The organism is Candidatus Berkiella aquae, assembly GCF_001431295.2.
In the GTDB taxonomy this organism is placed as follows: domain Bacteria; phylum Pseudomonadota; class Gammaproteobacteria; order Berkiellales; family Berkiellaceae; genus Berkiella; species Berkiella aquae.
On the sequence record NZ_LKAJ02000001.1, the window covers coordinates 2,118,939 to 2,141,957 of the forward strand.

Here is a 23,019-nt window from a genome sequence, read left to right on the forward strand (position 1 = left end):
TTTTACATCCTGTATCAAAAGTCCAACGAGTTTATAAGCCTCTTAAATACAACAGAAGACTATTTCCTGCAAACAATTTCTTGAGAATATTTTAGAATTTTTCCTGCGCCCCCTACGGGGCTTGGGTGGTGGGAATGCTCATTTCCCCACATTGCGACCCATTCACTTCCGTCTTCGCTCTTCGAGCTACGCCGGAATGCGCCTTACGCAGGGAATTATTGCAATATGGGGAATTTATACATTTATTTATTTTGAATTTACGTGGCGTGCCAGAAGTCCGCCTACGCGAATACATTTAGGTAAATTTATACTTAAATAAATTGAGGTTGCTTTAGGTACAGAGTTCTTTATGGAATGGTTAGCTTCGGCGGACATAAGTTATTGTAACAATCGCCGAAGGCGATTTAACAATAACTAATGGTGCCCGGGGCCGGAATCGAACCGGCACGGAGTTTAACCTCCGAGGGATTTTAAGTCCCTTGCGTCTACCTATTTCGCCACCCGGGCATTCAAGAACTCGGCGTTTATCTAACGCGAGTATCAGAAAGAGAATTGATTCTTTGGAGGCTGAGGCCGGAATCGAACCGGCGTACACGGCTTTGCAGGCCGCTGCATAGCCACTCTGCCACCCAGCCGGTGCCCCAAACACTTTTCTTAAGATTCTAGAATAGTACTAGAACCGCTTAAAAGAAAATTAAATCAATTTTAAAAATAAGAGCAATTAAAAATTCTGGAGCGGGAAACGAGACTCGAACTCGCGACCCCAACCTTGGCAAGGTTGTGCTCTACCAACTGAGCTATTCCCGCATCAAACGCGCTGTGCATTGTTAAAGATTTCACCCTCTGTGTCAAGCCTAAAGCTCAACAAAAACAGCAAGTTACTTTTCCGTTAACGCAGCCCATGCCGCTTTCAAATAAGCAATCATCGACCAAAGTGTTAAAATTGCTGCCAAATACATGAAAATTGTGCCAACTATAACAGATTTCAGATTCCAGTCTGCTGGCTGAGATAATAAAATAATGATCGCAATAATTTGAATAAATGTTTTCAACTTTCCAACATAACTAACTGACACAGTGGTACGTTGACCAATTTCTGCCATCCACTCACGTAATGCTGAAATAGTAATTTCACGACTGACGATCACCACCGCAGGAATGGTCATCCAAACTGAACCATATTCCCCTACCAGCAACACTAAGGCTACCGCCACAATTAACTTATCAGCAACAGGATCTAAAAAAGCACCAAATCGAGAAGTTTGATTTAACTTTCGGGCAAGATAACCATCTAGCCAATCGGTAGCCCCTGCTAAGCAGAAGATAGCTGCGGTGATCATGCCAGCATGTTTTGTTGGCAAATAAAAGGCGACCACAAAACAAGGAATTAACGCAATCCTTGCTGCTGTGAGTAAATTTGGAATACTCATAATGCCTTGCATAATTTACCTAGCTAGCATGTTCTCAGGGGTGTAAAGCTATGTAAATCTTAGCAGCTAATTGCGCACTAATACCAGGCACTTTCGCAATTGCTTCCTGACTTGCACCAACTAATGCCTGGTAGCCACCAAAATAATTGATTAAAGCTTGACGACGCTTTAAGCCAATCCCTGGAATTTCCTCTAATGGAGAATGTTTACGCGCTTTGGCTCGCTTCTGTCGATGCCCTGTGATGGCAAAGCGATGGGCTTCATCGCGGATCTGTTGCAAAAGATGCAACGCACTGGATGTCGGTGGTAAGTTGATAATAAATTCTTCATCACTTTGACTGCGTGTGAGATAAAGCGTTTCAAGGCCAGGCTTTCGCCCCTCTCCTTTGGCTATCCCTATCATGAGGACATCCAAAATCTGGCACTCTAATAACGCCTTCTTCGCCCGATGCAGCTGCCCCTTCCCACCATCAATTAAAATTAAATCAGGCAAGGGAAGCTCTTCTGCTTTACGTTTTAAGTATCGTTTGGTTAAAGCTTGTTCCATCGCCGCATAGTCATCATTCGCTGGGACATCCATGTTATAGCGACGATATTCCGCTTTGGTGGGACCATTCACATCAAAAACCACACAAGAAGCAATCGTCGCTTCTCCTTGGGTATGACTAATATCAAAGCATTCAATACGCGTGAGATTTTGATTCAGCCCTAGTACTTTCTTTAATTCAAACCAACGCTGCGTCATGACAGTTGATTGGCTAATTTTTCGATTCAGTGCTTGGGCTGCATTTTCAGATGCCAAGGTTAACCACTTAACCTTCTCACCTTTTTGCGGGACATAAATCTTAATGCGATGTTTAGCCACTGAAGACATGGCTTCAGCAATGACAGATTCATCTTCAATATTTTCATTTAATAAAATCTCATGGGGATAATCTAGCTTATCCTCTTGGTTTAAATAGAGTTGTGTCAAAAAGCCACGTAAAACGCCTACACGCGTTCCTTCACCGACTTGTTTAGGAAAATACGTTTGGGTGTCTAAAATGCGACCTTGGCGAATATAGAGGAGCTGAATGCAAAAATGCCCCTTATGTTCTCCAACGGCAATGACATCGGCATTACCTTGCTGACGGTAAATCACCTGTTGCTCATGAATGACACGTAATCGCATGATCTGATCGCGTAAAGCAGCCGCTTCTTCAAATTCCTGTGTCTGCGAAGCTAATTCCATCTTTTTGACAAGATCGTTAATAATCGATGTTTCTTTACCTTTTAGAAAGAGCTCAACATTATTCACCTGAAGGTGATAATCCTCTTGAGTAACATACTTGACGCAGGGCGCGCTACAACGACCAATCTGATACTGCAAACACGGCCTTGAGCGATTGCTAAAAAAGAGATCATCACATTGACGGATCTTGAAAAGCTTCTGCAATACCGTCAGCGTTTCTTTAACCGCAATACTGCTTGGGTAGGGCCCATAATACTGCCCTGCTAATTTTTGCTTTCCCCGAAAATAAACAAGCCGTGGGAAAGGATGCTCAGAAAGAAATAGATAGGGATAAGATTTATCATCGCGGAAAATAACGTTATAACGCGGTTTAAGTGCTTTAATCAGAGAGTTTTCAAGAAGAAGTGCTTCTTTTTCACTCGAGGTAATGGTTATATCAATATTGGCAATTTGACTAACGAGCTGATTAATTCGAGGATCGTCGTGCTCTTTGAAGTAACTACCGACACGATTTTTAAGATTTTTTGCTTTGCCAACATAGAGCGGTTTATTGGCGCGATCGCGCATACAATAAACGCCAGGATGCGAACTTAACGCATTTACAAAATCCTGCGGATTGAACATAAAAAGTTAAGCAGTTGAGGTTTCAGTATCTAAAATACCATGACGAATCGCTAAATGGGTTAGCTCAACATCACTATTCACACCCAGTTTCTCAAAGAGACGATAACGATAACTGTTGACTGTCTTTGGGCTTAAACAAAGTTTATCGGAAATTTCCTGAACTTTCTGACCGCTAGTTATCATTAACATAACTTGTAATTCACGTTCAGACAGTGTTTCAAAAGGAGACGCTTTTTCATCTGATAAATGTTTTAACGCCAATTGCTGAGCCACTTCTGGGCTAATATAACGCTTGCCATGGTGCACAGAATGAATGGCTTGTACCATTTCATCTAGACCAGAGCCTTTAGTTAAATAACCTGCAGCGCCCGCTTGTAATAATTTAGATGGGAAAGGTTCTTCACCACAGACCGTCAACGCAATGACTTTTAAATCCGGATCGGTTCTGAGTAATTTACGCGTTGCTTCCAACCCACCAATACCCGGCATTCTGACGTCCATCAGAACGACATTGGGATGTTTCTCACGGGCTAGCTTGATGGCCTCTTCACCGGTTGAGGCTTCACCAATCACTTTAAGCCCAGAAACGCTAGACAACAGGCTACGAATCCCTGCTCGGACTAATTCATGGTCATCAACGATAAGTACAGTGATCAATGTTTGCTATCCCCAAGGGCTAGTGTCAGCTTTTAACGCAGAATAACCTAGGCACATGGACTTTACCAGCACCCGCTTTGGCTTACATTGCATCTATTTGACGAAAAAGTACGTATACTAAATCAAACTCAATCAATGGGTGCTAGAAATTTTCATTAGGATGAGTCCGGACACAATAAGCACGGCAGCTAAAATGCGAACGGCGCTAAGCTGTTCGCCTAAAAAAGCAATCCCAACAATAAAGGCGCCCACGGCCCCAATCCCTGTCCAAACGGTATAAGCTGTTCCAAGCGGTAGGGTTCGCATTGAGATAGAAAGAAGGGCAAAACTACCAATCATTGTCACTAACGTAATAATGCTAGGCACTATTTGTGTGAAGCCCTCTGACTGCTTCATGGTGAAAGCCCAAACGATTTCAAGCAGACCAGCAAAGAGTAATAAGATCCAAGCCATAGCCCTGTTCCTTGTGAGTTAATGAGCATAATAAGGCTTTAATAAGAAGATTAAAGGAACGAAGAACCTAAGTTCTTGTTTATTGGCGGAAGCTCAGGGATTCGAACCCTGGAAACCTTTCGGTTTGCTGGTTTTCAAGACCAGTGCAATCGACCACTCTGCCAAGCTTCCGTGCGCCAGTCTACCCAGGTAGGTACAGCAAATCAACCTTGAATTTTTAACATACTGCCCAAACATAAGGTGTAAGAGCATACTCTTTACTACCATCACCTATACTATGGTATAATCTACAATAGCTATATAACCTGCTGAAAGGAGTTGTTTTAATGGCTACTCAAATCCCTGCAGTTACACGAACGAGCAGCGCATCGATCTTACAAACGAACTCAGTGATAAGAAACACTTATATCTTATTGGGTTCATCATTGTTGTTCAGTGCAGCAATGGCAGGTGTAGCAATGGCGACAAATGCACCGTCATTAGGCTTATTCTCCTTGCTACTATACTTTGGGCTGCTTTTTTTCATTAATGCAACAAAAAATAGCGTATTAGGCATCGTTGGCGTCTTTGCGTTAACTGGTTTACTTGGTTATACACTAGGACCCATGCTGAACTATTACGTGCATAATTTTGTGAACGGTCACCAACTAATTTTTACCGCATTAGGTGGTACAGGAGTGATCTTCTTTGGACTCTCAGGCTACGCATTAACAACCCGTAAAGATTTCAGCTATATGTCTGGATTTTTAATGTCGGGTGCTATTGTGCTTTTGCTTGGCGTTCTTGTGCAGATCTTTTTCCCAATGCCAGTTTTACAATTAGCACTGTCTGCTGGCTTTATGTTATTCAGCTCTGCAATTATTTTATTTGAAACTAGCTCCATCATCCATGGTGGTGAAACAAACTACATTATGGCAACCGTCTCTATCTTCGTTGCCTTATATAATTTGTTTATCTCATTACTGAATATTCTCTCCGCTTTCAGCGGCAATCGAGAATAATCAAGCTTCTCAAAAAAGCCTCCTTCCGGAGGCTTTTTTTTGCCCCCATCATTTTAGGACAGCCATTTCTCAAAGAGCCATAAGCCAAAGGACAGTCAAATAGAAGAATCAAGGAGTATGACACCGCGGACAATTGCCGCGGCAATCTCAGAAGAAGAAAAAAAGCACTACTGGCTATAAACGATTTTCACTGAATCATCTACAGCTGATCTATCGATGTAACCCAAAGCATTGGGATTCTTAGCTACATATTCTTTAACAGCTTGATCATCCGATTCCTGGACAGGAGGCTGGCCCTGCCCTGTAAAGATGACGCGTGACCAATAGGATTTCATTTCCGTTTCACTTTTACGGATCACATTCGCATAAAATTGGGCTCTAGCTGAAGCACCCGGTCTTTGGTCGACTGGCGTTATTTTTACGCCACTGGGTAAAAATTTGGTTTTACCTAAATAAATTCGATAAATTTCTTCACGAGACATTGAAGTCACAGGTAATTGTGGATTCGTAATGACTGCAATTTCTGCTGCTGAAACAAGCGGAGCAAGCGCTAAGCACAATAACGTCAGTAAGTTTGTTGTTGTTTTTCTTACCATGACTATCCCTTTTGCATCATGGCATTAAGTGCCAATGTAACGTTTCCAATCGTTTTCCCAAAAGAGGGTTGGCTATAAACCACCTTAACCGATTGGTCGACTAAAGATTTGTCAATGTAACCAAGACAATGTGTATCTTTGGCTACCATTTCTTTCACTGCTAAATCATCGTCTTGTTGCAAAGGTGGATTACCCTGCCCAGTAAAAATAACTCGTGACCAATAAGATTTTATTTCTGTTTCCGTTTTGTGAATAATTGATTTATAAAACTGGCATCGAGAAACAGCTCCCATTTTCTGATCGATAGGGATCACTTTGGTGCCATTCGGCAAAAATTTAGTTTTACCTAAATAAATGCGATAGACCTCATCGCGTGACAAACTTGTCACCGGTAATTGATGATTACTTATTACGACAATCTCAGCTTGAACCGCAGGAGAGACAAATCCTATCCAAAGCGATATTAAGGTTGTAGCACTGATTTTAATTGGCAATAAGACCGTTTTCATTACATCACCGCATCTACTGCTAAGGAATAAATGTTGACTGATTTATGCGGAAGCGCATCAAACAGACCCGGACTATAACGATCAGGATGGACGTGACAGTATTCACCTTTTATCGCAATCCCTTCATAAACGTCCCAACGTAAACCGATAGTAACGGATGTTTGTTCACCAGCGCCCCCATCAAAAAATACGCTAGTGCCAATCAATGCTTGAGCAATTTGATTGAAGTTACTACTTAGCCCCAGGCCACCAAAAGCGGGAGGTAAGGTTGCTATCATATTTGCCGTGCTGTTAAATCGTCGCGTGTAATTATCTGCGAGTCTTTCTCGCGCAAAAGTAATATGAGGTAATAATTCGTTAAAACGGTAACCACCCATTAAATACCAACCAATAACGTCGGCAATAATCGGCGTACCAGCATGTCGTTTAACCAATTCACCCATGCTGACGAAATTATTCCAATCGAATTGATAACCAATTCCTTTGAAGCTTGCATCAATACCGTAAGCAGAAAAATAATTAATATAATCGGGCCCTAATATGCCAAAACCCACCAACGTATCCATCGCAACATTCAGGCCCTCCATCACAGTCCCTGCATTAGGGGTTAACGTCACTCGAGTGCCTTCATACCCTGCACGAATGCTAAAAGTTTCATCTCCGTAACGAAGATTAATAACGTACAGATCGCGTAAACGAACTCTAATTAAATCAAGAATGGTATTTCCCGGAGGAATGGGGAACGTTAATTCAGCGTTAGTTGCGCCATAAAAACCAGTGAGGGTTAAATCTTGTCCCCATAATTCCATTCGGTAACGTGCATCAACCCCGGTGACGTTACTAAAAGAGGCAGGGATTTGTGAATAAACTTCTTGTGGTGGACGGATCCAAGGGTAAGCGTATCCAACATTCACATAATCAGACAGCATATAAGTTTGGGTGCGCATTCGGCCTGCACGAAATTGCCAACGATCGTTGGGTTCCCACTTAATAAATGCCCAAGGTGCGACCACATCAAAATCGCGTGACCCTTCAGCAAAGAATTGGGTCGTGATGCTAACATCTTCACGTAAATATTTGGTTAATTGTATACCAATGTTAGTATCTTTTTCCCAGCTCGGTCTCTTACCTATGTAAGAAACGTAAATCGGCTCAACACCTGTGTTGAGATAATCAACAGTTGACCAGGCAACGGCTGCAGACAAAAATCCATTGATTTGAATATCCCCAACCATTGCAAAGGCATTCGTTGCTACCATGCTTGCAAGGAGGGCTGTTAAACTCTTTTTCATTGCCAACCTTCGGGACCAATTCCTTGTACCCACTAACTGCGATGAACTTATACTATGATACGGCGAATATTCACGCAACCGCTAATTGTATAACTCGTGTCTCTCCCATAAACGGATACAATGCTTTTGGTACATGAACGTTACCTTGCTCATCTTGATAGTTTTCTAAAATAGCAACTAAAGTACGACCTACTGCGAGTCCTGAACCATTTAATGTATGAACTAACTCGGGCTTTGCACTCGCTGTTGGCCTAAAACGCGCTTGCATCCGACGTGCTTGATAAGCTTCTGTATTAGAGCAAGAAGAAATCTCACGATATTTTTGTTGGCTTGGTAACCAGACTTCTAAATCGTAAGTTTTAGCCGCTGCAGCACCAATATCTCCACTGCAAAGCGCCATAACACGATAAGGAAGCTCTAAGCGTTGTAATATGGATTCAGCATGCCCTGTCAAAGACTCAAGCGCCTCATAAGAAGATTCTGGCGTGACGATTTGTACGAGTTCTACTTTATCAAACTGATGTTGACGAATCATACCGCGCGTATCTTTACCATATGAGCCTGCTTCACTCCTAAAACAAGGCGAGTGGCTTACAAATTTGAGTGGTAATTCAGTGGCCGTTAATATGCTGTCTCGCACCAAGTTGGCTAATGAAGCTTCTGAGGTTGGGATCAAGCACAACCCTCGCTCTCCCTTAATATGAAACAAATCTTGCTCAAATTTAGGTAATTGTCCAACACCATATAAAGCTTCACGCTCAACTAAATAAGGCACATAGACTTCTTGATAACCATGTTCGGTGGTGTGCACCGATAGCATAAATTGCGCTAATGCTCTGTGTAATTTAGCAACCTCGCCGCGCAATACGGCAAAACGTGATCCTGATATTTTACTAGCAGCATCAAAATCAATAGCATGTTGTGAAGCCGTTAAATCCACATGATCTTTGGGAACAAAATCAAACGTTTTGGGCTCTCCCCATTTACGCACTTCGACATTCGCATCCTCATCTTTCCCAACTGGAACACTGTCATGGATTAAATTGGGTAGATAAGACAAAAATTCAGTTTGTTCTTTATGAATCGCATCAAAAGCTTGTTCAGTTGTTGCAAGTTCTGTCGTAACGCCTTCGACTTCTTGCATTAAAGCCGTTGTATCTTCTTTTTTGGCTTTTGCTTGACCAATTGCTTTAGAAAGAGCATTACGCTGACTTTGCAATTGCTGTGTTTTCATCTGCAATGATTTGCGAGATTCTTCAAGTGAGGTGAACTTAGCAACATCCAAGGTTGTGCCACGCTTTGCTAAATTTGCCACTACGTCTTCTAATTTTGTTCGGAGTAAATTTGGATCAATCATGTTCTAACTCTCACGTTCTTTGGGACGAAGAAATGCTAATTTTTCAGCTATTTTTATTTCAAGCCCCTGCTGAACGGGGTAATAATATTGTTGCTCTCCCATCTCATCTGGGAAGTACGTCTGGCCTTGTGCAAATCCACCAGGTTCATTCGGATCATAGCGATAAGATTTTCCATATCCCATCTTTTTCATGAATTTGGTCGGCGCATTTCGTAAATGATCCGGTACCCCATAAGATGGAGAATGCTTGATTTGTGCCATGGCTTGATTATAACCGTTATAGACAGCCGTACTTTTAGGGGCGCAAGCAAGATAAACAACGGCTTGAGCAAGCGCCAATTCTCCCTCAGGCGAACCTAATCGCTCTAATGCTTGCCATGCATCCATGGCTAAACCTAAACCTCTGGGATCCGCATTACCAATGTCTTCGCTCGCCATTCTGACGATGCGTCTTGCGATATAAGCCGGATCACAGCCACCATCTAGCATACGACAAAGCCAATAAAGCGCGCCATCTGGCGAACTTCCGCGAACTGCTTTGTGTAAAGCAGAGATCTGTTCGTAGAAGACATCGCCTTGTTTATCAAAATGACGATAATCTTGTTGCAGAACATCTTCAATTATTTCCATTGAAAATGTTGTTGGATCAGCTAATCCATGATAGCGTTCAATGATAATTTCTAGAATATTTAATAATCTTCTGGCATCGCCATCAGCGCTACTCACTAACCTTTCTTGCATTGCTTGGGTGAATTCCATTTTCTCTTGTACTAACCCTTGCTGTAAAACTTGTAGCAGATCAGCATTGGTTAAGGGTTTTAAAACATAAACTCGACAACGAGAAAGCAAAGCATGATTTACCTGAAAAGAAGGGTTTTCAGTGGTTGCACCAATTAAGTGAACGGTTCCGTCTTCAACAAAGGGTAATAAAGCGTCTTGTTGATTTTTATTAAAGCGATGAATTTCGTCAATAAATAAAACCGTTTCACGCTGTTCTTCCTGCAAACGCGTTGCCGCAGCCGCGACGGCTTCTCTTATTTCTTTAACACCAGCCATCACAGCCGATAAAGCACAAAAATGGGCTTTACTTGAATTCGCAATAATCTGAGCCAATGTCGTTTTACCAACGCCGGGTGGCCCCCAAAATAGCATTGAATGCAAGTTGCCCCTTTCGATTGCTAAACGCAATGGTCGATTAGGGCCAACTAAATGTGCTTGGCCAGCAAATTGAGCAAACGTGGTGGGCCTTAATCTAGCAGCAAGCGGTAAAACCATAATGCGTTCTCACTCAATAGCGAACGTTCAAACTTGGCCAAAAAGGGACGTTCATCGTTAGCTGCCTGCTTGAATCACATCGACACCTTTAGGAGGCGTAAAAGCAAATAATTTTTGATTAACTGATTGATTTACTTCTACATTAGTGAAAATGGTTTTCACATTTTGCCCTAAGGGATCACGCATACGAATTTCATTAAGCTTTTCTTGAGTAAAACGGATATTAATCGTTGAAAAAGTACTGTCTTTTTGCTTTGGTTTTAATTGATAACAGGTTTGGTTGTTATCACACTTTTTAGCAAATGAAATCGTAAATGTATCCCCCAATTTAGAAGCATCTCCTGCTAATAAGGTGGCTGGAGAATTTTGTAGGGCTTGACCTAAATCTTGTTTGGTCACTTGCTCTAAATCAAGATCATAAGTCCAAACGAATTTGCCATCCGCAACAACTAGAATGGGATCGGGTTTTTTGCTTTTCCAATAAAATTTACCAGGGCGTGAAATCACGACTTCGCCTTGAGTATTCGATAATGACTCACCTTGTGAACCTTGAATTTTTTGAGAAAAATTCGCTTTAAAGGTTGAAATCTTTTTTAAGGAAGCCATTAATTGTTCAGCAGCAGAATCTTCTGCAATGGCTTGTGTCACGACACAACAAAGGCCGAATGTCAGTAGCACACTTTTTAAAACGCTTCGCATATTAACCTCTTTCAATCGGTGCGGGTGCGAGCACTTCTCGGGTTCCGTTAGAAAGGACTGAGCTAACCACTCCTTCACTTTCCATCTGTTCTATGAGGCGTGCTGCACGGTTATAACCAATTTTTAATCGGCGTTGGACTAACGAGATGGATGCTTTACGCGATTCAGTGACGATTGCCAATGCTTGGTCATATAACTCATCTAATTCACCATCCGACGCTGATGTCGTTGAACTGGGTGAAGATTGTATCACGCTTTCAATATAAGCTGGCTGCCCTAATTTTCTTAATTCTTTGGTCACCTTATGAACTTCATCATCGCTAACAAACGCCCCGTGAATACGATGAGGTATACCCACTCCCGGAGGTAAATAGAGCATATCCCCATGTCCTAATAACTGCTCTGCACCGGATTGATCGATAATAGTCCTGGAATCAATACGAGAAGACACTTGGAAAGCGATACGGGTCGGTATATTGGCTTTAATAAGCCCTGTAATCACATCAACTGAAGGCCGTTGTGTCGCTAAAATCAGGTGTATACCCGCAGCACGGGCTTTTTGGGCAATTCTGGCAATGAGTTCTTCCACTTTTTTACCCACGACCATCATCATGTCAGCAAATTCATCGACGACCACAACGATATAAGGCAATTTTTCTAACGGTTCTGGTTTATCCCCTGGCATGGGCTGCCAAAAAGGATCTAACAGGGGTTGTCCTTCTTTTGCTGCCGCAACCACTTTTTGGTTATAACCTGTTAGGTTACGCACGCCGATCGCAGCCATTAGCTGATATCGTCTTTCCATTTCCGCGACACACCAACGCAATGCATTTGCTGCATCTTTCATATCGGTTACAACGGGAGTCAACAGATGAGGGATATTGTCATAGACCGCCAATTCAAGCATTTTGGGATCGATCATGATGAGGCGGACATCTTCGGGTGAAGCTTTGTATAAAATACTAAGTAACATGGCATTCACCCCCACTGATTTACCGGAACCTGTGGTACCAGCGACCAACAAATGGGGCATTTTCGCCAGATCAACGGCAACGGGTCTGCCTGCAATATCTTTACCTAATGCTAAGGTGATTGGAGATTCTGCATCTTGATAACAGCTATCTTCTAATACTTCTTTTAACCGTACCAGCTCTCGATTAGGGTTAGGTATTTCTAAACCAACGACTGATTTACCTGGAATCACTTCAACCACACGCACGCTGACCACCGATAAGCTTCGAGCTAAATCTTTGGCAAGTCCCGTGATTTTATTCACTTTGATCCCTGCCGCTAAATCTAATTCAAAACGGGTGATCACAGGGCCTGGCAAAACACCAACCACTTTGGCATCAACCCCAAACTCCATGAGCCGGGTTTCAACTAATCGGGAGAGATCTTGCCTTTGTTGTGAACTAAAACCTTGTCTAGCAGACTTTTCTGGCATTTCTAGCAAGGATAAATCAGGCAAAGCATGTTCTTCATCCTGTTTAGGACGACGTTTTGGGCGCGCTGTAATCGAGGGTAATACTTCTTCTTCTTCCACGACGGCCTTGGGTTTCACGACAACGCGTGGTTTTTTAAGTGCAAGAGGAGCAGATGCGGGGACTGCTGCTTGCGTTTGTTTTTTAGCTTTTGGACGCAATGATGGTAAGGGTTCCGAAAAGACATCATCTTCATCGATGAACGAATCTAATGAATCTTTTGAACTGGATTTCATTGATGATTCTTCGGGCTCAAAAGCCACATCTTCAAAATCTGCAGGAGACTGCTTGCTAGAGCGACCTCCCAAATTAATGGCTGAAAAATCGGGTAAAGCAGGTAACTTAATCTGGCTCATTTGTTCAGAGCCTTTTTTCACAATACCTGGTAAGTATTTTGTTAGCTTTCCTAGCATCACCAGGGTGTGGTGACCTATTAACTCCAAAAAGAGTAACCATGACATTCCTGTAAACAGCGTTACACCGCTGAGTAACAAAGCCAACAAAATAACCGTCGATCCCACAGGATTCATGTAAGTAACTGTTACGGCTTTGACTGCTGCCCCCAACAATCCCCCTGTACTCATTGGCAAGCTAGGCAACATAGAAATATGTAGCGCTATTAAGCCACAACTGGCTGCCAAAGCGACTAATAATCCTAATAAACGCACCGACCAAATGAGCGGGTTTGATTCGGTTTTTTGCGGAAGATCGCGATAAATAAATAGGCCTGAAATGCCTAAAGCCGCTGGAAATAGGTAAGCCATGTATCCAAACAATGAGAAAAGGACATCAGAGAACCAAGCACCGGTTTTTCCAGCTGAGTTTCGAATGTCATTAGACATACCAGAATGTGACCAAGCAGAATCACCATCATGATAGGTAATCAAAGCAATCAGTAAATAAATCCCAAATGAACAAAGCAAAATAAACGCGCCTTCTCGCATGCGTCGGTTAACTTGCAGCGATAAAAACGACAAATTGGCGGTATCATTGCGTGTGGTGGCTTGCTTCATTCTGTTTCATCTTTAAGCTTTTAGTCAAAATTTGCCTATTAGTGTAGCATGACTTCTTGGGAGTCTCTGCGTAATGTATACTCGTACCTAATCTATGTAAAAGAATATTTAAAGGTAAGTTATGGCGACTAAGCAACATTTTCCTCTTATTATCCTTGGCTCGGGTCCTGCAGGTTATACCGCAGCTATCTATGCAGCGCGCGCAAATCTTAAGCCGGTCATGATCACGGGTTTACAAAAAGGGGGGCAACTCACCACCACCACCGACGTTGATAATTGGCCTGGTGATGTTGAAGGCTTACAAGGCCCGGCTTTAATGGAGCGGATGGAACAACATGCTGCTCGCTTTGATACCCAAATTATCTTTGATCATATTATTTCTGCCGATGTCAAAACAAAGCCTTTTAAGTTAATTGGCGATTCAGGTGATGAATATAGTTGTGATGCGCTTATCATTGCTACAGGTGCCTCAGCGCGTTATATCGGACTCCCATCAGAACAAGCTTTCATGGGCAAAGGCGTCTCTGCGTGTGCAACCTGTGATGGCTTTTTCTATCGAGGTAAAAAAGTAGCCGTGGTTGGTGGCGGTAATACCGCCGTAGAAGAAGCGCTTTACCTTGCCAATATTGCCTCTCATGTCACCCTTATTCATCGTCGTGATAGCTTACGCGCAGAAAAAATCATGCAACAAAAACTCTTTGAAAAAGCGCAGCATGGGAACGTGACTTTAGTCTGGGATCATACGGTTGATGAAATTGTGGGCGACAATCACGGTGTGACAGGTGTACGTATCAAACATACCCAAAACCACAACGTTGAAACTTTACCTGTTGATGGTGTCTTTATTGCAATTGGCCACACCCCTAATACTCAAATATTTGAGCATCAAGTTGCCATGAAAGACGGTTATATTTCGGTTAATACCGGCTTAAAAGGCAATGCCACTGCAACAAGTGTGCCTGGGGTATTTGCTGCAGGCGATGTTGCAGATCACGTTTATCGTCAAGCGGTAACCTCTGCAGGTACAGGATGTATGGCAGCATTAGATGCTGAAAAATATCTGGATGGACTCACGCCATAAACATATTTCCCCCCTTCTGGTTAGCCAATGACTCGATTGATTTTCCTTCGCCGTCATTGGCTTTAAAAGAGCCTAATGGCCTTTTAGCGTTGGGGGGAGATCTTAGCACTTCAAGATTATTAAATGCCTATCGTTTAGGGATCTTCCCTTGGTATGACGAAGAGCCTATTTTATGGTGGAGCCCCGATCCTCGCACGGTACTCTTTTTAAAAGATTTACATATTTCTCACAGCTTACAAAAATTTCTCAACAAAAACCCTTTTACCATTAAAACCGATGAAAATTTTGCTGGTGTTTTACAGCATTGCGCTGCCCCACGTGTTCGAGAAGCAAAATTAACCGGTACCTGGCTTAATCCACCAATGCAATCTGCATACCTTGCTTTGCATGAGATGGGCTATGCCCATTCAATCGAGGTTTATGAAAACAATATTTTAGTTGGTGGACTATATGGTATCAGCATGGGACGGCTCTTTTTTGGTGAATCGATGTTTAGCTTAAAGACCAACGCTTCTAAAGTCGCACTGGTCGCTCTCACTAAACAGCTGAAAATGTGGGACTTTTTGCTGATTGATTGCCAAGTAGCCTCCTCACATCTGTTTAGCCTGGGCGCAAAGCAAATCCCCAGACAGCAATTTATGGAGATTCTTGCTGAGAATAATAAGTTTGACAGCAAAATTTTAAAATGGTCATTTTCATAGTTCAAGGCAAGGAGTTCCGTGAGACGCCGTAATTTGGTAGGATCTGGGCCCAAGCTTATTTTAATTAGGGGAGCTCCATGGCAAAAGAAGACCATATCGAAATGGAAGGAACGGTAACTGAAACATTACCGAACACAATGTTCAGAGTAGAATTAGATAATAAACACGTCGTGACTGCGCATATTTCCGGTAGAATGCGTAAAAATTATATCCGGATCTTAACTGGGGATCGCGTAACCGTGCAGCTTACCCCTTATGACTTAACCAAAGGTCGCATTATTTTCCGTAATCGGGATGGTAAACCCGACGAAAAAGGTAGCAAAGAACCTGTAATCGTGAGTAAAGAGGAAGATTAATCTACCTCTTTACTCATTTCAGTAACTGTCAATTGGATCCCTTGCGCATCGGCTGTCACTTCAACATGACCTCCCATGGAAAGTTTGCCAAATAAGAGCTCATCTGCAAGGGGCTTCTTCAAATGCTCTTGAATTAACCTTGCCATCGGCCTTGCGCCCATTTTCTTGTCGTAACCTTTTTCCGATAACCATTGGCGAGCTGCCGCATCTGCAAAGAAGGTCACTTCTTTCTCTGCTAAACGTTTTTCTAAATCATGTAAGAACTTATCAACTACCCTGGTAATCGTTTCTTCACTTAAAGCTTCGAACTGAATGATAGCATCCAAGCGATTGCGGAATTCCGGTGTAAAGGTTTTTTGAATCGCAGCCATGCCATCCGTTTGATGTGACTGTTCTTTAAACCCGATTGAATTGCGCTCCATCATGGTCGCACCGGCATTGGTCGTCATGATTAAGGTGACATGACGAAAATCTGCCTTACGCCCATTGGTATCGGTTAAAGAGCCATGATCCATCACTTGTAACAACAAGTTGAAAACATCGGGATGCGCTTTTTCAATTTCATCAAGCAAAACAACCGAGTGCGGATTTTTATTAACAGCTTCCGTTAACAAACCACCATGATCGTAACCAACATAACCTGGAGGCGCACCAATCAAGCGTGAAACCGTATGGCTTTCCATATATTCGGACATATCAAACCGAATGAGCTCAACCCCTAAGCTGTTAGCTAGTTGCTTTGACACTTCCGTTTTACCAACCCCGGTTGGTCCTGCAAATAAAAAGCAACCGACAGGTTTTTCTGGGTCACTCAAACCTGAGCGACCCATTTTGACAGCAGCAGCAAGCACCTGAATGGCTTTATCTTGACCAAACACTTTGCCACGTAATTCTTCTGCTAAGTTCCCTAATAACGCTCTATCGCTCGTAGAAACCGTTTTAGAAGGGATCCTCGCCATACGAGCAACAATTTGTTCAACTTCTTTTACACCAATCACTTTCTTACGACGTCTCTCTGGCATTAGGCGCTGATAAGCACCCGCTTCATCGACAACGTCAATGGCTTTATCCGGCAAGAAACGATCTTGAATATAGCGACCTGCGAGTTCTGCTGCAGCACGCAATGCAGCACCGGTATAACGAATTTGATGATGTTGCTCAAAATGCGTTTTAATACCTTTTAAGATCCGAATCGTTTCTTCAATAGAAGGTTCTTTGATATCTATCTTTTGGAAGCGTCTTGCTAAGGCACGATCTTTTTCAAAGATACCACGATATTCTTGATAAGTTGTTGAGCCAATGCAGCGCAGCTCACCGGTAGCAAGCATCGGTTTAATGAGGTTCGATGCATCCATCACCCCACCGGATGCAGCACCTGCACCAATGATGGTATGAATTTCATCAATAAATAGTACAGCACCTGAATCACGTTTCAAATGTAGAAGTAAGGATTTAAAACGCTTTTCAAAATCACCGCGATATTTAGTCCCTGCCAATAGGGAACCTAAATCTAATGAATACACTGTGCAATGATGTAATGCTTTGGGTACTTTACCTTCAACAATGGCTTTTGCTAAACCTTCTGCAATCGCTGTTTTACCAACCCCAGCTTCACCCACATATAACGGATTATTTTTACGACGACGGCAAAGGATTTGCACTGTGCGTTCCAACTCGGTCGAACGCCCAATCAAAGGATCGATTTTCCCTTGTTTTGCCTGTACATTAAGATTGATGGCATAGCTCTCTAAAGGACTCTTTGCAACGGTTTCATGTCCGCTTTCTTGTTCAAGCGGCTGATCCATTTCAGGTTCATCCATTTCTCGAGGTTCTTCAACCTTAGAAATGCCATGCGAAATGAAATTCACCACATCTAAGCGGGTAATATTTTCTTGCTTTAAGAAATAAACCGCTTGGCTTTCTTGCTCGCTAAATATCGCAGCAAGCACATTCGCCCCCGTGACTTCTTCTCGTCCAGCAGATTGCACATGAAACACAGCTCGTTGCAGAACTCGCTGAAAACCCAATGTGGGCTGTGTTTCCCGATGCGACTCTGTCGATGGGATCAATGGCGTGGTTTCATCAACAAACGTTTGTAAATCTTGGCGCAACCTTTCAACGTCTGCACCGCACGAACGTAGCACATTAGAAGCAGCAGAATTATCAAGCAATGCAAGTAGCAAGTGCTCAACCGTCATGAATTCATGACGCTTATCCCTAGCTTCCTTAAATGCAAGGTTGAGCGTGGTCTCTAGTTCTTTGCTCAACATGGCACCAACCTCCTAGCGTCTTTGTTGGGTTAGATTTTTTCCATTTTGCAAAGCAATGGATGTTCATTGATCCTTGCAAATTCGTTTACTTGTGCTACTTTTGTCTCAGCAATATCTCTTGTATAGATACCGCAGACTCCCTTATTATGGCGATGAACTTCAAGCATCACCTTAACAGCTTGTGGATAACCCATCCCAAAGAACTGTTGTAACACGACCACCACAAAATCCATTGGCGTATAGTCGTCGTTCAACAAGAACACCTGATACTGAGAGGGCCATTCTCGCTTACTTTTTTTATCAGTCTTGATAGCAGGCGTAACCGCCCTGCGTTCAAATGCTGTGCCCATACTCTGATATTAGCCAACTATTGGCTACCTCGCCTTCATCATGAAAAAAATGTTTCATTTTTATTGTGGCACAAATGTTTTTATTTATATATAACCAACTAACTATACCTAAAGTATTTATAAGTCTTGACTGAATAACCGTTTATGTACAACAGTTATGGTTCTCCTTATCTATTGCGAGAAGGAGAGCTGCTAGGCTAATTTTTAGTTTAGTATCTAAGGTTGTATTTTAAGAAGTTCACTTGGTTAAAAAAGGATTTTGAGTATGCCAACTGGGATAGTAAAGTGGTTTAATAGTGCAAAAGGTTATGGATTTATTTGCCCTGAAGGTGGTGGACAGGATGTATTTGCACATTTCTCTGCCATTGTCATGGAAGGTTACAAATGCCTAAAAGCTGGGCAAGCAGTAGCCTATGAAGTGAATGAAGGGCCTAAAGGGTTACATGCATCAGATATCCGCGCAGTCGGAGCTGAAGTGGATCCCTCGAGGTTACATCAAATGGATATCGCTGAAGCTTAACGCTATTAACCATTTTCTCCTAAATGGAATATACTCTTCGCAGTTGAATTTTAGGTGTTGTAGCCTAAGGCTAACAACCTAAAATCAACTGCTGTGAGTATAGAGGCGGATCAAATCCGCCACATCTAAACCCCTAATTCATATGCCGAATGATTTCATCACCAAAAGCTGAACAGCTAATCGTTTTTGCATCTTGCATTAGACGTCCAAAATCATAAGTGACTTGCTTAGCTGCAATCGCACCTTCCATACCATGAATAATCAAATCGGCAGCTTCAAACCACCCCATGTGGCGCAGCATCATTTCAGCCGACAAAATTAATGAACCTGGATTCACTTTATCTTGGCCTGCATATTTGGGTGCAGTGCCATGGGTTGCTTCAAAAACGGCAACCTTATCACTGATATTCGCTCCAGGCGCAATCCCAATACCCCCCACTTGTGCCGCTAAAGCGTCAGAAATATAATCACCATTAAGATTCAATGTCGCTATCACGCTATAGTCTTCGGGCCTGAGCAGAATTTGTTGTAAAAAAGCATCTGCAATCACATCTTTGATAATGATGTCTTTGCCTGTTTTAGGGTTTTTAATCGTTTGCCAAGGTCCACCTTCATAAGGTTTTCCACCAAACTCGGTTTTAGCCAGTTCATAGCCCCAATCTTTAAATGCCCCTTCCGTAAATTTCATAATGTTACCTTTGTGAACCAAGGTTACAGAAGGTTTGTCATTATCGATGGCATATTGAAAAGCGCGACGAACTAAGCGTTTAGTACCCTCTTCAGAAACAGGCTTAATCCCAATACCACAATGCTCTGGGAAACGAATTTGCTGCACATCCATGGTATCACGTAAATAGGCGATTAATTGTTTTGCTTGCACAGAATCGGCTTTCCACTCAATGCCTGCATAAATGTCTTCGGAGTTTTCACGAAAGATAACCATATCGGTTCGTTCAGGATGCTTTACAGGGCTTGGTGTGCCTTTAAAATAACGTACCGGGCGTAAGCATACATACAAATCCAATTTCTGCCGTATCGCCACATTCAAAGAGCGAATACCACCACCCACTGGGGTTGTTAAAGGTCCTTTAATTGAAACCGCGAATTCATTCATTGCGGTTAAAGTTTCATCGGGCAACCATTGATCTTGGCCATAGACTTGGGTAGCTTTTTCACCCGCATAAATTTCCATCCAAGCAATGTTACGTTCACGTTGATACGCTTTCATCACAGCGGCATCGACCACTTTTCGCATCACGGGGGTAATATCAACCCCAATACCATCACCTTCAACAAAGGGAATAATAGGGTTGTCAGGAACGCTTAATGAAGCGTCTTTATTCACTTGGATCTTGCTGCCTTCTTTGGGGATTACTAATTTTTGATAAGCCATCATCAATGCCCTCTGATTGTTTTTGCGTAGAGACGATTAGTGTAGCCCAAAGCGTGTTTTGGCCGCAAAATATTTCAAAATATGTTAGAATGCATATTCATTGCACATAGTTGACTAACACACTAATACTCTATGAAGAAAACCATTATCGTTGGCTTATCTGGCGGCGTTGATTCCGCGGTGAGCGCCCTTTTACTCAAAGAACAAGGCTATGATGTGCAAGGCCTTTTTATGAAAAATTGGGAAGAGGACGATACGTCCGAATATTGCTCTGCTAAGGCTGATCTTGCTGATGTTCGTGCGGTTTGCAAAAAAATAGATATTCCCTTACACACTGCTAATTTCTCTCAAGAATATTGGGAGAATGTTTTTAGTGATTTTTTAAGCGAATATAAAGCCGGTAGAACACCCAATCCCGATATTTTATGTAATAAAGAAATTAAATTTAAAGCCTTCTTAGAGCATGCTTTAAAACTCGGTGCCGATTATATTGCCACAGGGCATTATGTGCAAAAAAACCTCCAAGCTGAGCAGCAACAACTCTTGAAGGGCGCGGATAATAATAAAGATCAAAGCTATTTTTTATATACCATCACTCAGCATGCGCTTAGCAAAAGCCTTTTCCCCATTGGTCACCTTGAAAAACCAGTGGTAAGAGAATTAGCCAAAGCAGCAGATTTAATTAATCACAGTAAAAAAGACAGCACCGGGATCTGTTTTATTGGCGAGCGCAAATTTAAAACCTTTTTGCAAGATTACCTATTAAACCGCCAAGGTGAAATGCAAACACCTGAAGGCACCATCATCGGGCAACATGATGGATTAATGTACTATACCCTTGGCCAGCGCCAAGGATTATTTATTGGCGGACGTAAAGGGGCAAAAGAAATGCCCTGGTATGTGGTGGCTAAAGACGTTGCTCGCAATATTTTATATGTCACCCAAGAAACAGAACATCCCTGGCATTTTAGCCGTTCGTTAATGGCTAAAGATGTCCATTTAATTAATCCCTGTGCCGACTCATTTAAAGCCACCGCTAAAATTCGCTATCGTCAACAGGATCAACCTTGCATCGTCAAACAAACCCATACCGGTGAGATTGAGGTTATTTTCGATGAACCGCAACGCGCGGTTACCCCTGGCCAATCGGTGGTTTTATATCATGACAATATTTGCCTAGGCGGCGGGATTATTCACCAAACTGATTCTTTGGGCGGTTTACAGCCTCCCCAACTAATGGAAAAGGAAAAAGCAGCATTATGAACCCTATTCTTGCCATTTCTCCCTTAGATGGTCGCTATCATCAGGCTTGCGAAAGCTTACAACCCATTGCCAGCGAATTTGGTTTAATCTATTACCGTCTTATCGTTGAGATCCGTTGGTTGCAAGCCTTGGCCAATGAGCCTGCCATTAAAGAAGTGCCTGTTTTTTCATACGATGCAAATCAATTTTTAGAGCAGTTAATCTCCCAATTTAATGTCGAAGATGCGCAAAAAATTAAAGCCATTGAAGCAACGACCAATCACGATGTCAAAGCACTGGAATATTTTATTAAAGAAAAATTTTCACTGTTACCTGAATTAAAGCAAGTGCAAGAATTTGTGCATTTTGCTTGCACCTCAGAAGACATCAACAATTTAGCTTATGCCTTAATGTTGCTGGAAATGCGTCAACGCATTCTAATGCCACGATTAGATGAACTTTTAACCCAACTCACCACCTTTGCCACAACCTATGCGGCAACCCCCATGCTAAGCCGTACCCATGGTCAAAGTGCAACACCGACCACCTTGGGTAAAGAAATGGCTAATGTGGCTTATAGGCTCAAACGACAAATTGCTCAATTAGCACAAACAGAAGTTTTAGGTAAAATCAATGGTGCCGTAGGCAATTTCAATGCACATAGTGTGGCTTATCCTGATGTCGCCTGGGATGTTTTTGGTAAACGTTTCGTTGAATCGTTAGGGTTAACCTGGCTTCCCTTTTCCACGCAAATTGAACCCCATGATGCGATTGCCGAATATTTTCACTGCTTGATGCGCGCAAATACGTTACTGATTGATTTAAGCCGTGATATTTGGGGTTATATTTCGATTGGTTACTTTAAACAAAAATTAATTGCTAACGAAGTTGGCTCCTCCACCATGCCGCACAAAGTCAATCCGATTGATTTTGAAAATGCAGAAGGCAATTTAGGGATTGCCAATGCGTTGTTAGCCCATTTTAGTGAAAAGCTTCCTATTTCTCGTTGGCAGCGCGATCTCTCTGACTCAACCGTACTGCGTAACATTGGGGTTGCGATTGGCCATATGATGATTGCTTTCAAGTCCCTACAAAAAGGCTTTAAAAAGCTTGAAGTGAATAACCAAGCGCTAGATGCCGATTTAGACAACAACTGGGAAGTGCTTGGCGAGGCATTACAAACCGTGATGCGTCGTTATCACATTGAAGAACCCTATGAAAAACTGAAAGCATTAACTCGCGGCAAGAAAGTGGACGCAAAAGGTTTAGCAGAGTTTATTGATAGCCTCAATTTACCTAATGAGGTTAAACAAGATCTTAAAACGTTAACACCGAGTCGCTATACGGGATTGGCGGAAAGTTTAATCAAATATCTTTAAAATTAAAATAATCGCAGGCATGGGCTGTTCATGTTCCATGCCTGAAGACTTTGTATTTCATACGCAGATCTAGCGTGTATATCAATCCTTGTAATTATCTTATCAAAAA

At 42.4% G+C, this 23,019-nt stretch carries 21 protein-coding genes and 4 tRNA genes; 7 read left to right on the top strand and 18 right to left on the bottom strand.

The genetic code is table 11. The annotated features are described in order from the left end of the window. Positions 1-418: 418 nt before the first annotated feature. The 8 genes from HT99x_RS09415 to HT99x_RS09450 all read right to left on the bottom strand — a co-directional run bounded on the left by HT99x_RS09415 (position 419) and on the right by HT99x_RS09450 (position 4,566). A tRNA-Leu gene (locus tag HT99x_RS09415) sits at positions 419-507 on the bottom strand. 54 nt (positions 508-561) lie between these two features. Further along, positions 562-635: transfer RNA gene (locus HT99x_RS09420), tRNA-Cys, on the bottom strand. Between the two features lie 96 nt (positions 636-731). Next, positions 732-807 (bottom strand) — tRNA-Gly (locus tag HT99x_RS09425). Positions 808-878: 71 nt separating this feature from the next. Further along, a complete protein-coding gene (pgsA, locus tag HT99x_RS09430) occupies positions 879-1,430 on the bottom strand; it encodes a CDP-diacylglycerol--glycerol-3-phosphate 3-phosphatidyltransferase (RefSeq protein ID WP_075067509.1) in 552 nt (183 codons plus the stop codon). Positions 1,431-1,464: 34 nt separating this feature from the next. Further along, complete coding sequence (uvrC, locus tag HT99x_RS09435; RefSeq protein WP_075067477.1) at positions 1,465-3,285, bottom strand: excinuclease ABC subunit UvrC; 1,821 nt, start codon at positions 3,283-3,285, stop codon at positions 1,465-1,467. Positions 3,286-3,291: 6 nt separating this feature from the next. Beyond that, on the bottom strand, positions 3,292-3,942 hold the full coding sequence (uvrY, locus tag HT99x_RS09440) for a UvrY/SirA/GacA family response regulator transcription factor (protein WP_075067476.1): 651 nt from the start codon (positions 3,940-3,942) through the stop codon (positions 3,292-3,294). A gap of 132 nt (positions 3,943-4,074) precedes the next feature. Further along, on the bottom strand, positions 4,075-4,395 hold the full coding sequence (locus tag HT99x_RS09445; RefSeq protein ID WP_075067475.1) for a DMT family transporter: 321 nt from the start codon (positions 4,393-4,395) through the stop codon (positions 4,075-4,077). An 83-nt stretch (positions 4,396-4,478) separates the two neighbouring features. Further along, a tRNA-Ser gene (locus HT99x_RS09450) sits at positions 4,479-4,566 on the bottom strand. Between the two features lie 155 nt (positions 4,567-4,721). On the opposite strand from HT99x_RS09450, the gene HT99x_RS09455 reads away from it, so the two are divergent. Continuing rightward, positions 4,722-5,396: a Bax inhibitor-1 family protein gene (locus HT99x_RS09455; protein ID WP_075067474.1), complete on the top strand. Its 675-nt coding sequence runs from the start codon at positions 4,722-4,724 to the stop codon at positions 5,394-5,396. 167 nt (positions 5,397-5,563) lie between these two features. On the opposite strand, the gene HT99x_RS09460 is transcribed toward HT99x_RS09455, so the two are convergent. The 7 genes from HT99x_RS09460 to HT99x_RS09490 all read right to left on the bottom strand — a co-directional run bounded on the left by HT99x_RS09460 (position 5,564) and on the right by HT99x_RS09490 (position 13,618). Beyond that, positions 5,564-5,992, bottom strand: coding sequence for a hypothetical protein (locus HT99x_RS09460; protein WP_075067473.1), 429 nt, complete (start codon positions 5,990-5,992; stop codon positions 5,564-5,566). 2 nt (positions 5,993-5,994) lie between these two features. After that, entirely contained in the window at positions 5,995-6,501 is a 507-nt protein-coding gene (locus HT99x_RS09465) for a hypothetical protein (protein ID WP_075067472.1), read from the bottom strand. Continuing rightward, complete coding sequence (locus HT99x_RS09470) at positions 6,501-7,793, bottom strand: hypothetical protein (RefSeq protein ID WP_075067471.1); 1,293 nt, start codon at positions 7,791-7,793, stop codon at positions 6,501-6,503. Before HT99x_RS09470 ends, HT99x_RS09465 begins: the two co-directional genes overlap by 1 nt. A 70-nt stretch (positions 7,794-7,863) precedes the next feature. Next, complete coding sequence (serS, locus tag HT99x_RS09475) at positions 7,864-9,150, bottom strand: serine--tRNA ligase (RefSeq protein WP_075067470.1); 1,287 nt, start codon at positions 9,148-9,150, stop codon at positions 7,864-7,866. Positions 9,151-9,153: 3 nt separating this feature from the next. Continuing rightward, the gene (locus HT99x_RS09480; protein ID WP_075067469.1) at positions 9,154-10,425 is read right to left on the bottom strand and encodes an AAA family ATPase; all 1,272 of its coding nucleotides are present in this window, start codon (positions 10,423-10,425) and stop codon (positions 9,154-9,156) included. 57 nt (positions 10,426-10,482) lie between these two features. Then, positions 10,483-11,124, bottom strand: coding sequence for an outer membrane lipoprotein periplasmic chaperone LolA (lolA, locus tag HT99x_RS09485; RefSeq protein ID WP_075067468.1), 642 nt, complete (start codon positions 11,122-11,124; stop codon positions 10,483-10,485). A 1-nt stretch (position 11,125) separates the two neighbouring features. Then, positions 11,126-13,618, bottom strand: a complete 2,493-nt coding sequence (locus HT99x_RS09490) for a DNA translocase FtsK (protein WP_083482991.1) — start codon at positions 13,616-13,618, stop codon at positions 11,126-11,128. A gap of 121 nt (positions 13,619-13,739) precedes the next feature. Between HT99x_RS09490 and trxB the strand changes: the two genes are divergently transcribed. The 3 genes from trxB (at position 13,740) to infA (ending at position 15,756) form a co-directional block, all read left to right on the top strand. After that, positions 13,740-14,699, top strand: coding sequence for a thioredoxin-disulfide reductase (trxB, locus tag HT99x_RS09500; protein WP_075067467.1), 960 nt, complete (start codon positions 13,740-13,742; stop codon positions 14,697-14,699). 56 nt (positions 14,700-14,755) lie between these two features. Beyond that, entirely contained in the window at positions 14,756-15,400 is a 645-nt protein-coding gene (gene aat / locus HT99x_RS09505; protein WP_235528493.1) for a leucyl/phenylalanyl-tRNA--protein transferase, read from the top strand. 77 nt (positions 15,401-15,477) lie between these two features. Further along, positions 15,478-15,756: a translation initiation factor IF-1 gene (gene infA, locus HT99x_RS09510; RefSeq protein WP_075067465.1), complete on the top strand. Its 279-nt coding sequence runs from the start codon at positions 15,478-15,480 to the stop codon at positions 15,754-15,756. Here the strand turns inward: infA and clpA are convergent. Together clpA and clpS are read right to left on the bottom strand one after the other, a co-directional pair. Then, the gene (gene clpA, locus HT99x_RS09515; RefSeq protein ID WP_075067464.1) at positions 15,753-18,026 is read right to left on the bottom strand and encodes an ATP-dependent Clp protease ATP-binding subunit ClpA; all 2,274 of its coding nucleotides are present in this window, start codon (positions 18,024-18,026) and stop codon (positions 15,753-15,755) included. The two genes, infA and clpA, sit on opposite strands and share 4 nt — an antisense overlap. A gap of 29 nt (positions 18,027-18,055) precedes the next feature. Then, positions 18,056-18,376 carry an ATP-dependent Clp protease adapter ClpS gene (gene clpS / locus HT99x_RS09520; protein WP_083482990.1) on the bottom strand — a complete coding sequence of 107 codons (321 nt, stop codon included), beginning with the start codon at positions 18,374-18,376 and terminating at the stop codon, positions 18,056-18,058. Between the two features lie 265 nt (positions 18,377-18,641). Between clpS and HT99x_RS09525 the strand changes: the two genes are divergently transcribed. After that, positions 18,642-18,896, top strand: a complete 255-nt coding sequence (locus HT99x_RS09525) for a cold shock domain-containing protein (RefSeq protein ID WP_075067463.1) — start codon at positions 18,642-18,644, stop codon at positions 18,894-18,896. 133 nt (positions 18,897-19,029) lie between these two features. Here the strand turns inward: HT99x_RS09525 and icd are convergent, their stop codons facing one another. Beyond that, positions 19,030-20,289: an NADP-dependent isocitrate dehydrogenase gene (gene icd, locus HT99x_RS09530; protein ID WP_075067506.1), complete on the bottom strand. Its 1,260-nt coding sequence runs from the start codon at positions 20,287-20,289 to the stop codon at positions 19,030-19,032. A 132-nt stretch (positions 20,290-20,421) separates the two neighbouring features. On the opposite strand from icd, the gene mnmA reads away from it, so the two are divergent. Further along, entirely contained in the window at positions 20,422-21,552 is a 1,131-nt protein-coding gene (gene mnmA, locus HT99x_RS09535; RefSeq protein ID WP_075067462.1) for a tRNA 2-thiouridine(34) synthase MnmA, read from the top strand. Next, entirely contained in the window at positions 21,549-22,910 is a 1,362-nt protein-coding gene (purB, locus tag HT99x_RS09540; RefSeq protein ID WP_075067461.1) for an adenylosuccinate lyase, read from the top strand. The genes mnmA and purB overlap by 4 nt, the downstream gene beginning before the upstream one ends. The last annotated feature ends 109 nt before the right edge of the window (positions 22,911-23,019 follow it).

What these genes read in the sequence shown, in the direction of transcription:
- HT99x_RS09465 (WP_075067472.1), bottom strand. Translation starts at nt 6,501, where the DNA reads ATGAAAACGGTCTTATTGCCAATTAAAATCAGTGCTACAACCTTAATA.
- HT99x_RS09490 (WP_083482991.1), bottom strand. Translation starts at nt 13,618, where the DNA reads ATGAAGCAAGCCACCACACGCAATGATACCGCCAATTTGTCGTTTTTA.
- uvrC (WP_075067477.1), bottom strand. Translation starts at nt 3,285, where the DNA reads ATGTTCAATCCGCAGGATTTTGTAAATGCGTTAAGTTCGCATCCTGGC.
- serS (WP_075067470.1), bottom strand. Translation starts at nt 9,150, where the DNA reads ATGATTGATCCAAATTTACTCCGAACAAAATTAGAAGACGTAGTGGCA.
- trxB (WP_075067467.1), top strand. Translation starts at nt 13,740, where the DNA reads ATGGCGACTAAGCAACATTTTCCTCTTATTATCCTTGGCTCGGGTCCT.
- clpS (WP_083482990.1), bottom strand. Translation starts at nt 18,376, where the DNA reads ATGGGCACAGCATTTGAACGCAGGGCGGTTACGCCTGCTATCAAGACT.
- HT99x_RS09460 (WP_075067473.1), bottom strand. Translation starts at nt 5,992, where the DNA reads ATGGTAAGAAAAACAACAACAAACTTACTGACGTTATTGTGCTTAGCG.
- HT99x_RS09480 (WP_075067469.1), bottom strand. Translation starts at nt 10,425, where the DNA reads ATGGTTTTACCGCTTGCTGCTAGATTAAGGCCCACCACGTTTGCTCAA.
- pgsA (WP_075067509.1), bottom strand. Translation starts at nt 1,430, where the DNA reads ATGAGTATTCCAAATTTACTCACAGCAGCAAGGATTGCGTTAATTCCT.
- icd (WP_075067506.1), bottom strand. Translation starts at nt 20,289, where the DNA reads ATGGCTTATCAAAAATTAGTAATCCCCAAAGAAGGCAGCAAGATCCAA.
- clpA (WP_075067464.1), bottom strand. Translation starts at nt 18,026, where the DNA reads ATGTTGAGCAAAGAACTAGAGACCACGCTCAACCTTGCATTTAAGGAA.
- lolA (WP_075067468.1), bottom strand. Translation starts at nt 11,124, where the DNA reads ATGCGAAGCGTTTTAAAAAGTGTGCTACTGACATTCGGCCTTTGTTGT.
- purB (WP_075067461.1), top strand. Translation starts at nt 21,549, where the DNA reads ATGAACCCTATTCTTGCCATTTCTCCCTTAGATGGTCGCTATCATCAG.
- mnmA (WP_075067462.1), top strand. Translation starts at nt 20,422, where the DNA reads ATGAAGAAAACCATTATCGTTGGCTTATCTGGCGGCGTTGATTCCGCG.
- HT99x_RS09525 (WP_075067463.1), top strand. Translation starts at nt 18,642, where the DNA reads ATGCCAACTGGGATAGTAAAGTGGTTTAATAGTGCAAAAGGTTATGGA.
- infA (WP_075067465.1), top strand. Translation starts at nt 15,478, where the DNA reads ATGGCAAAAGAAGACCATATCGAAATGGAAGGAACGGTAACTGAAACA.
- HT99x_RS09445 (WP_075067475.1), bottom strand. Translation starts at nt 4,395, where the DNA reads ATGGCTTGGATCTTATTACTCTTTGCTGGTCTGCTTGAAATCGTTTGG.
- HT99x_RS09455 (WP_075067474.1), top strand. Translation starts at nt 4,722, where the DNA reads ATGGCTACTCAAATCCCTGCAGTTACACGAACGAGCAGCGCATCGATC.
- HT99x_RS09470 (WP_075067471.1), bottom strand. Translation starts at nt 7,793, where the DNA reads ATGAAAAAGAGTTTAACAGCCCTCCTTGCAAGCATGGTAGCAACGAAT.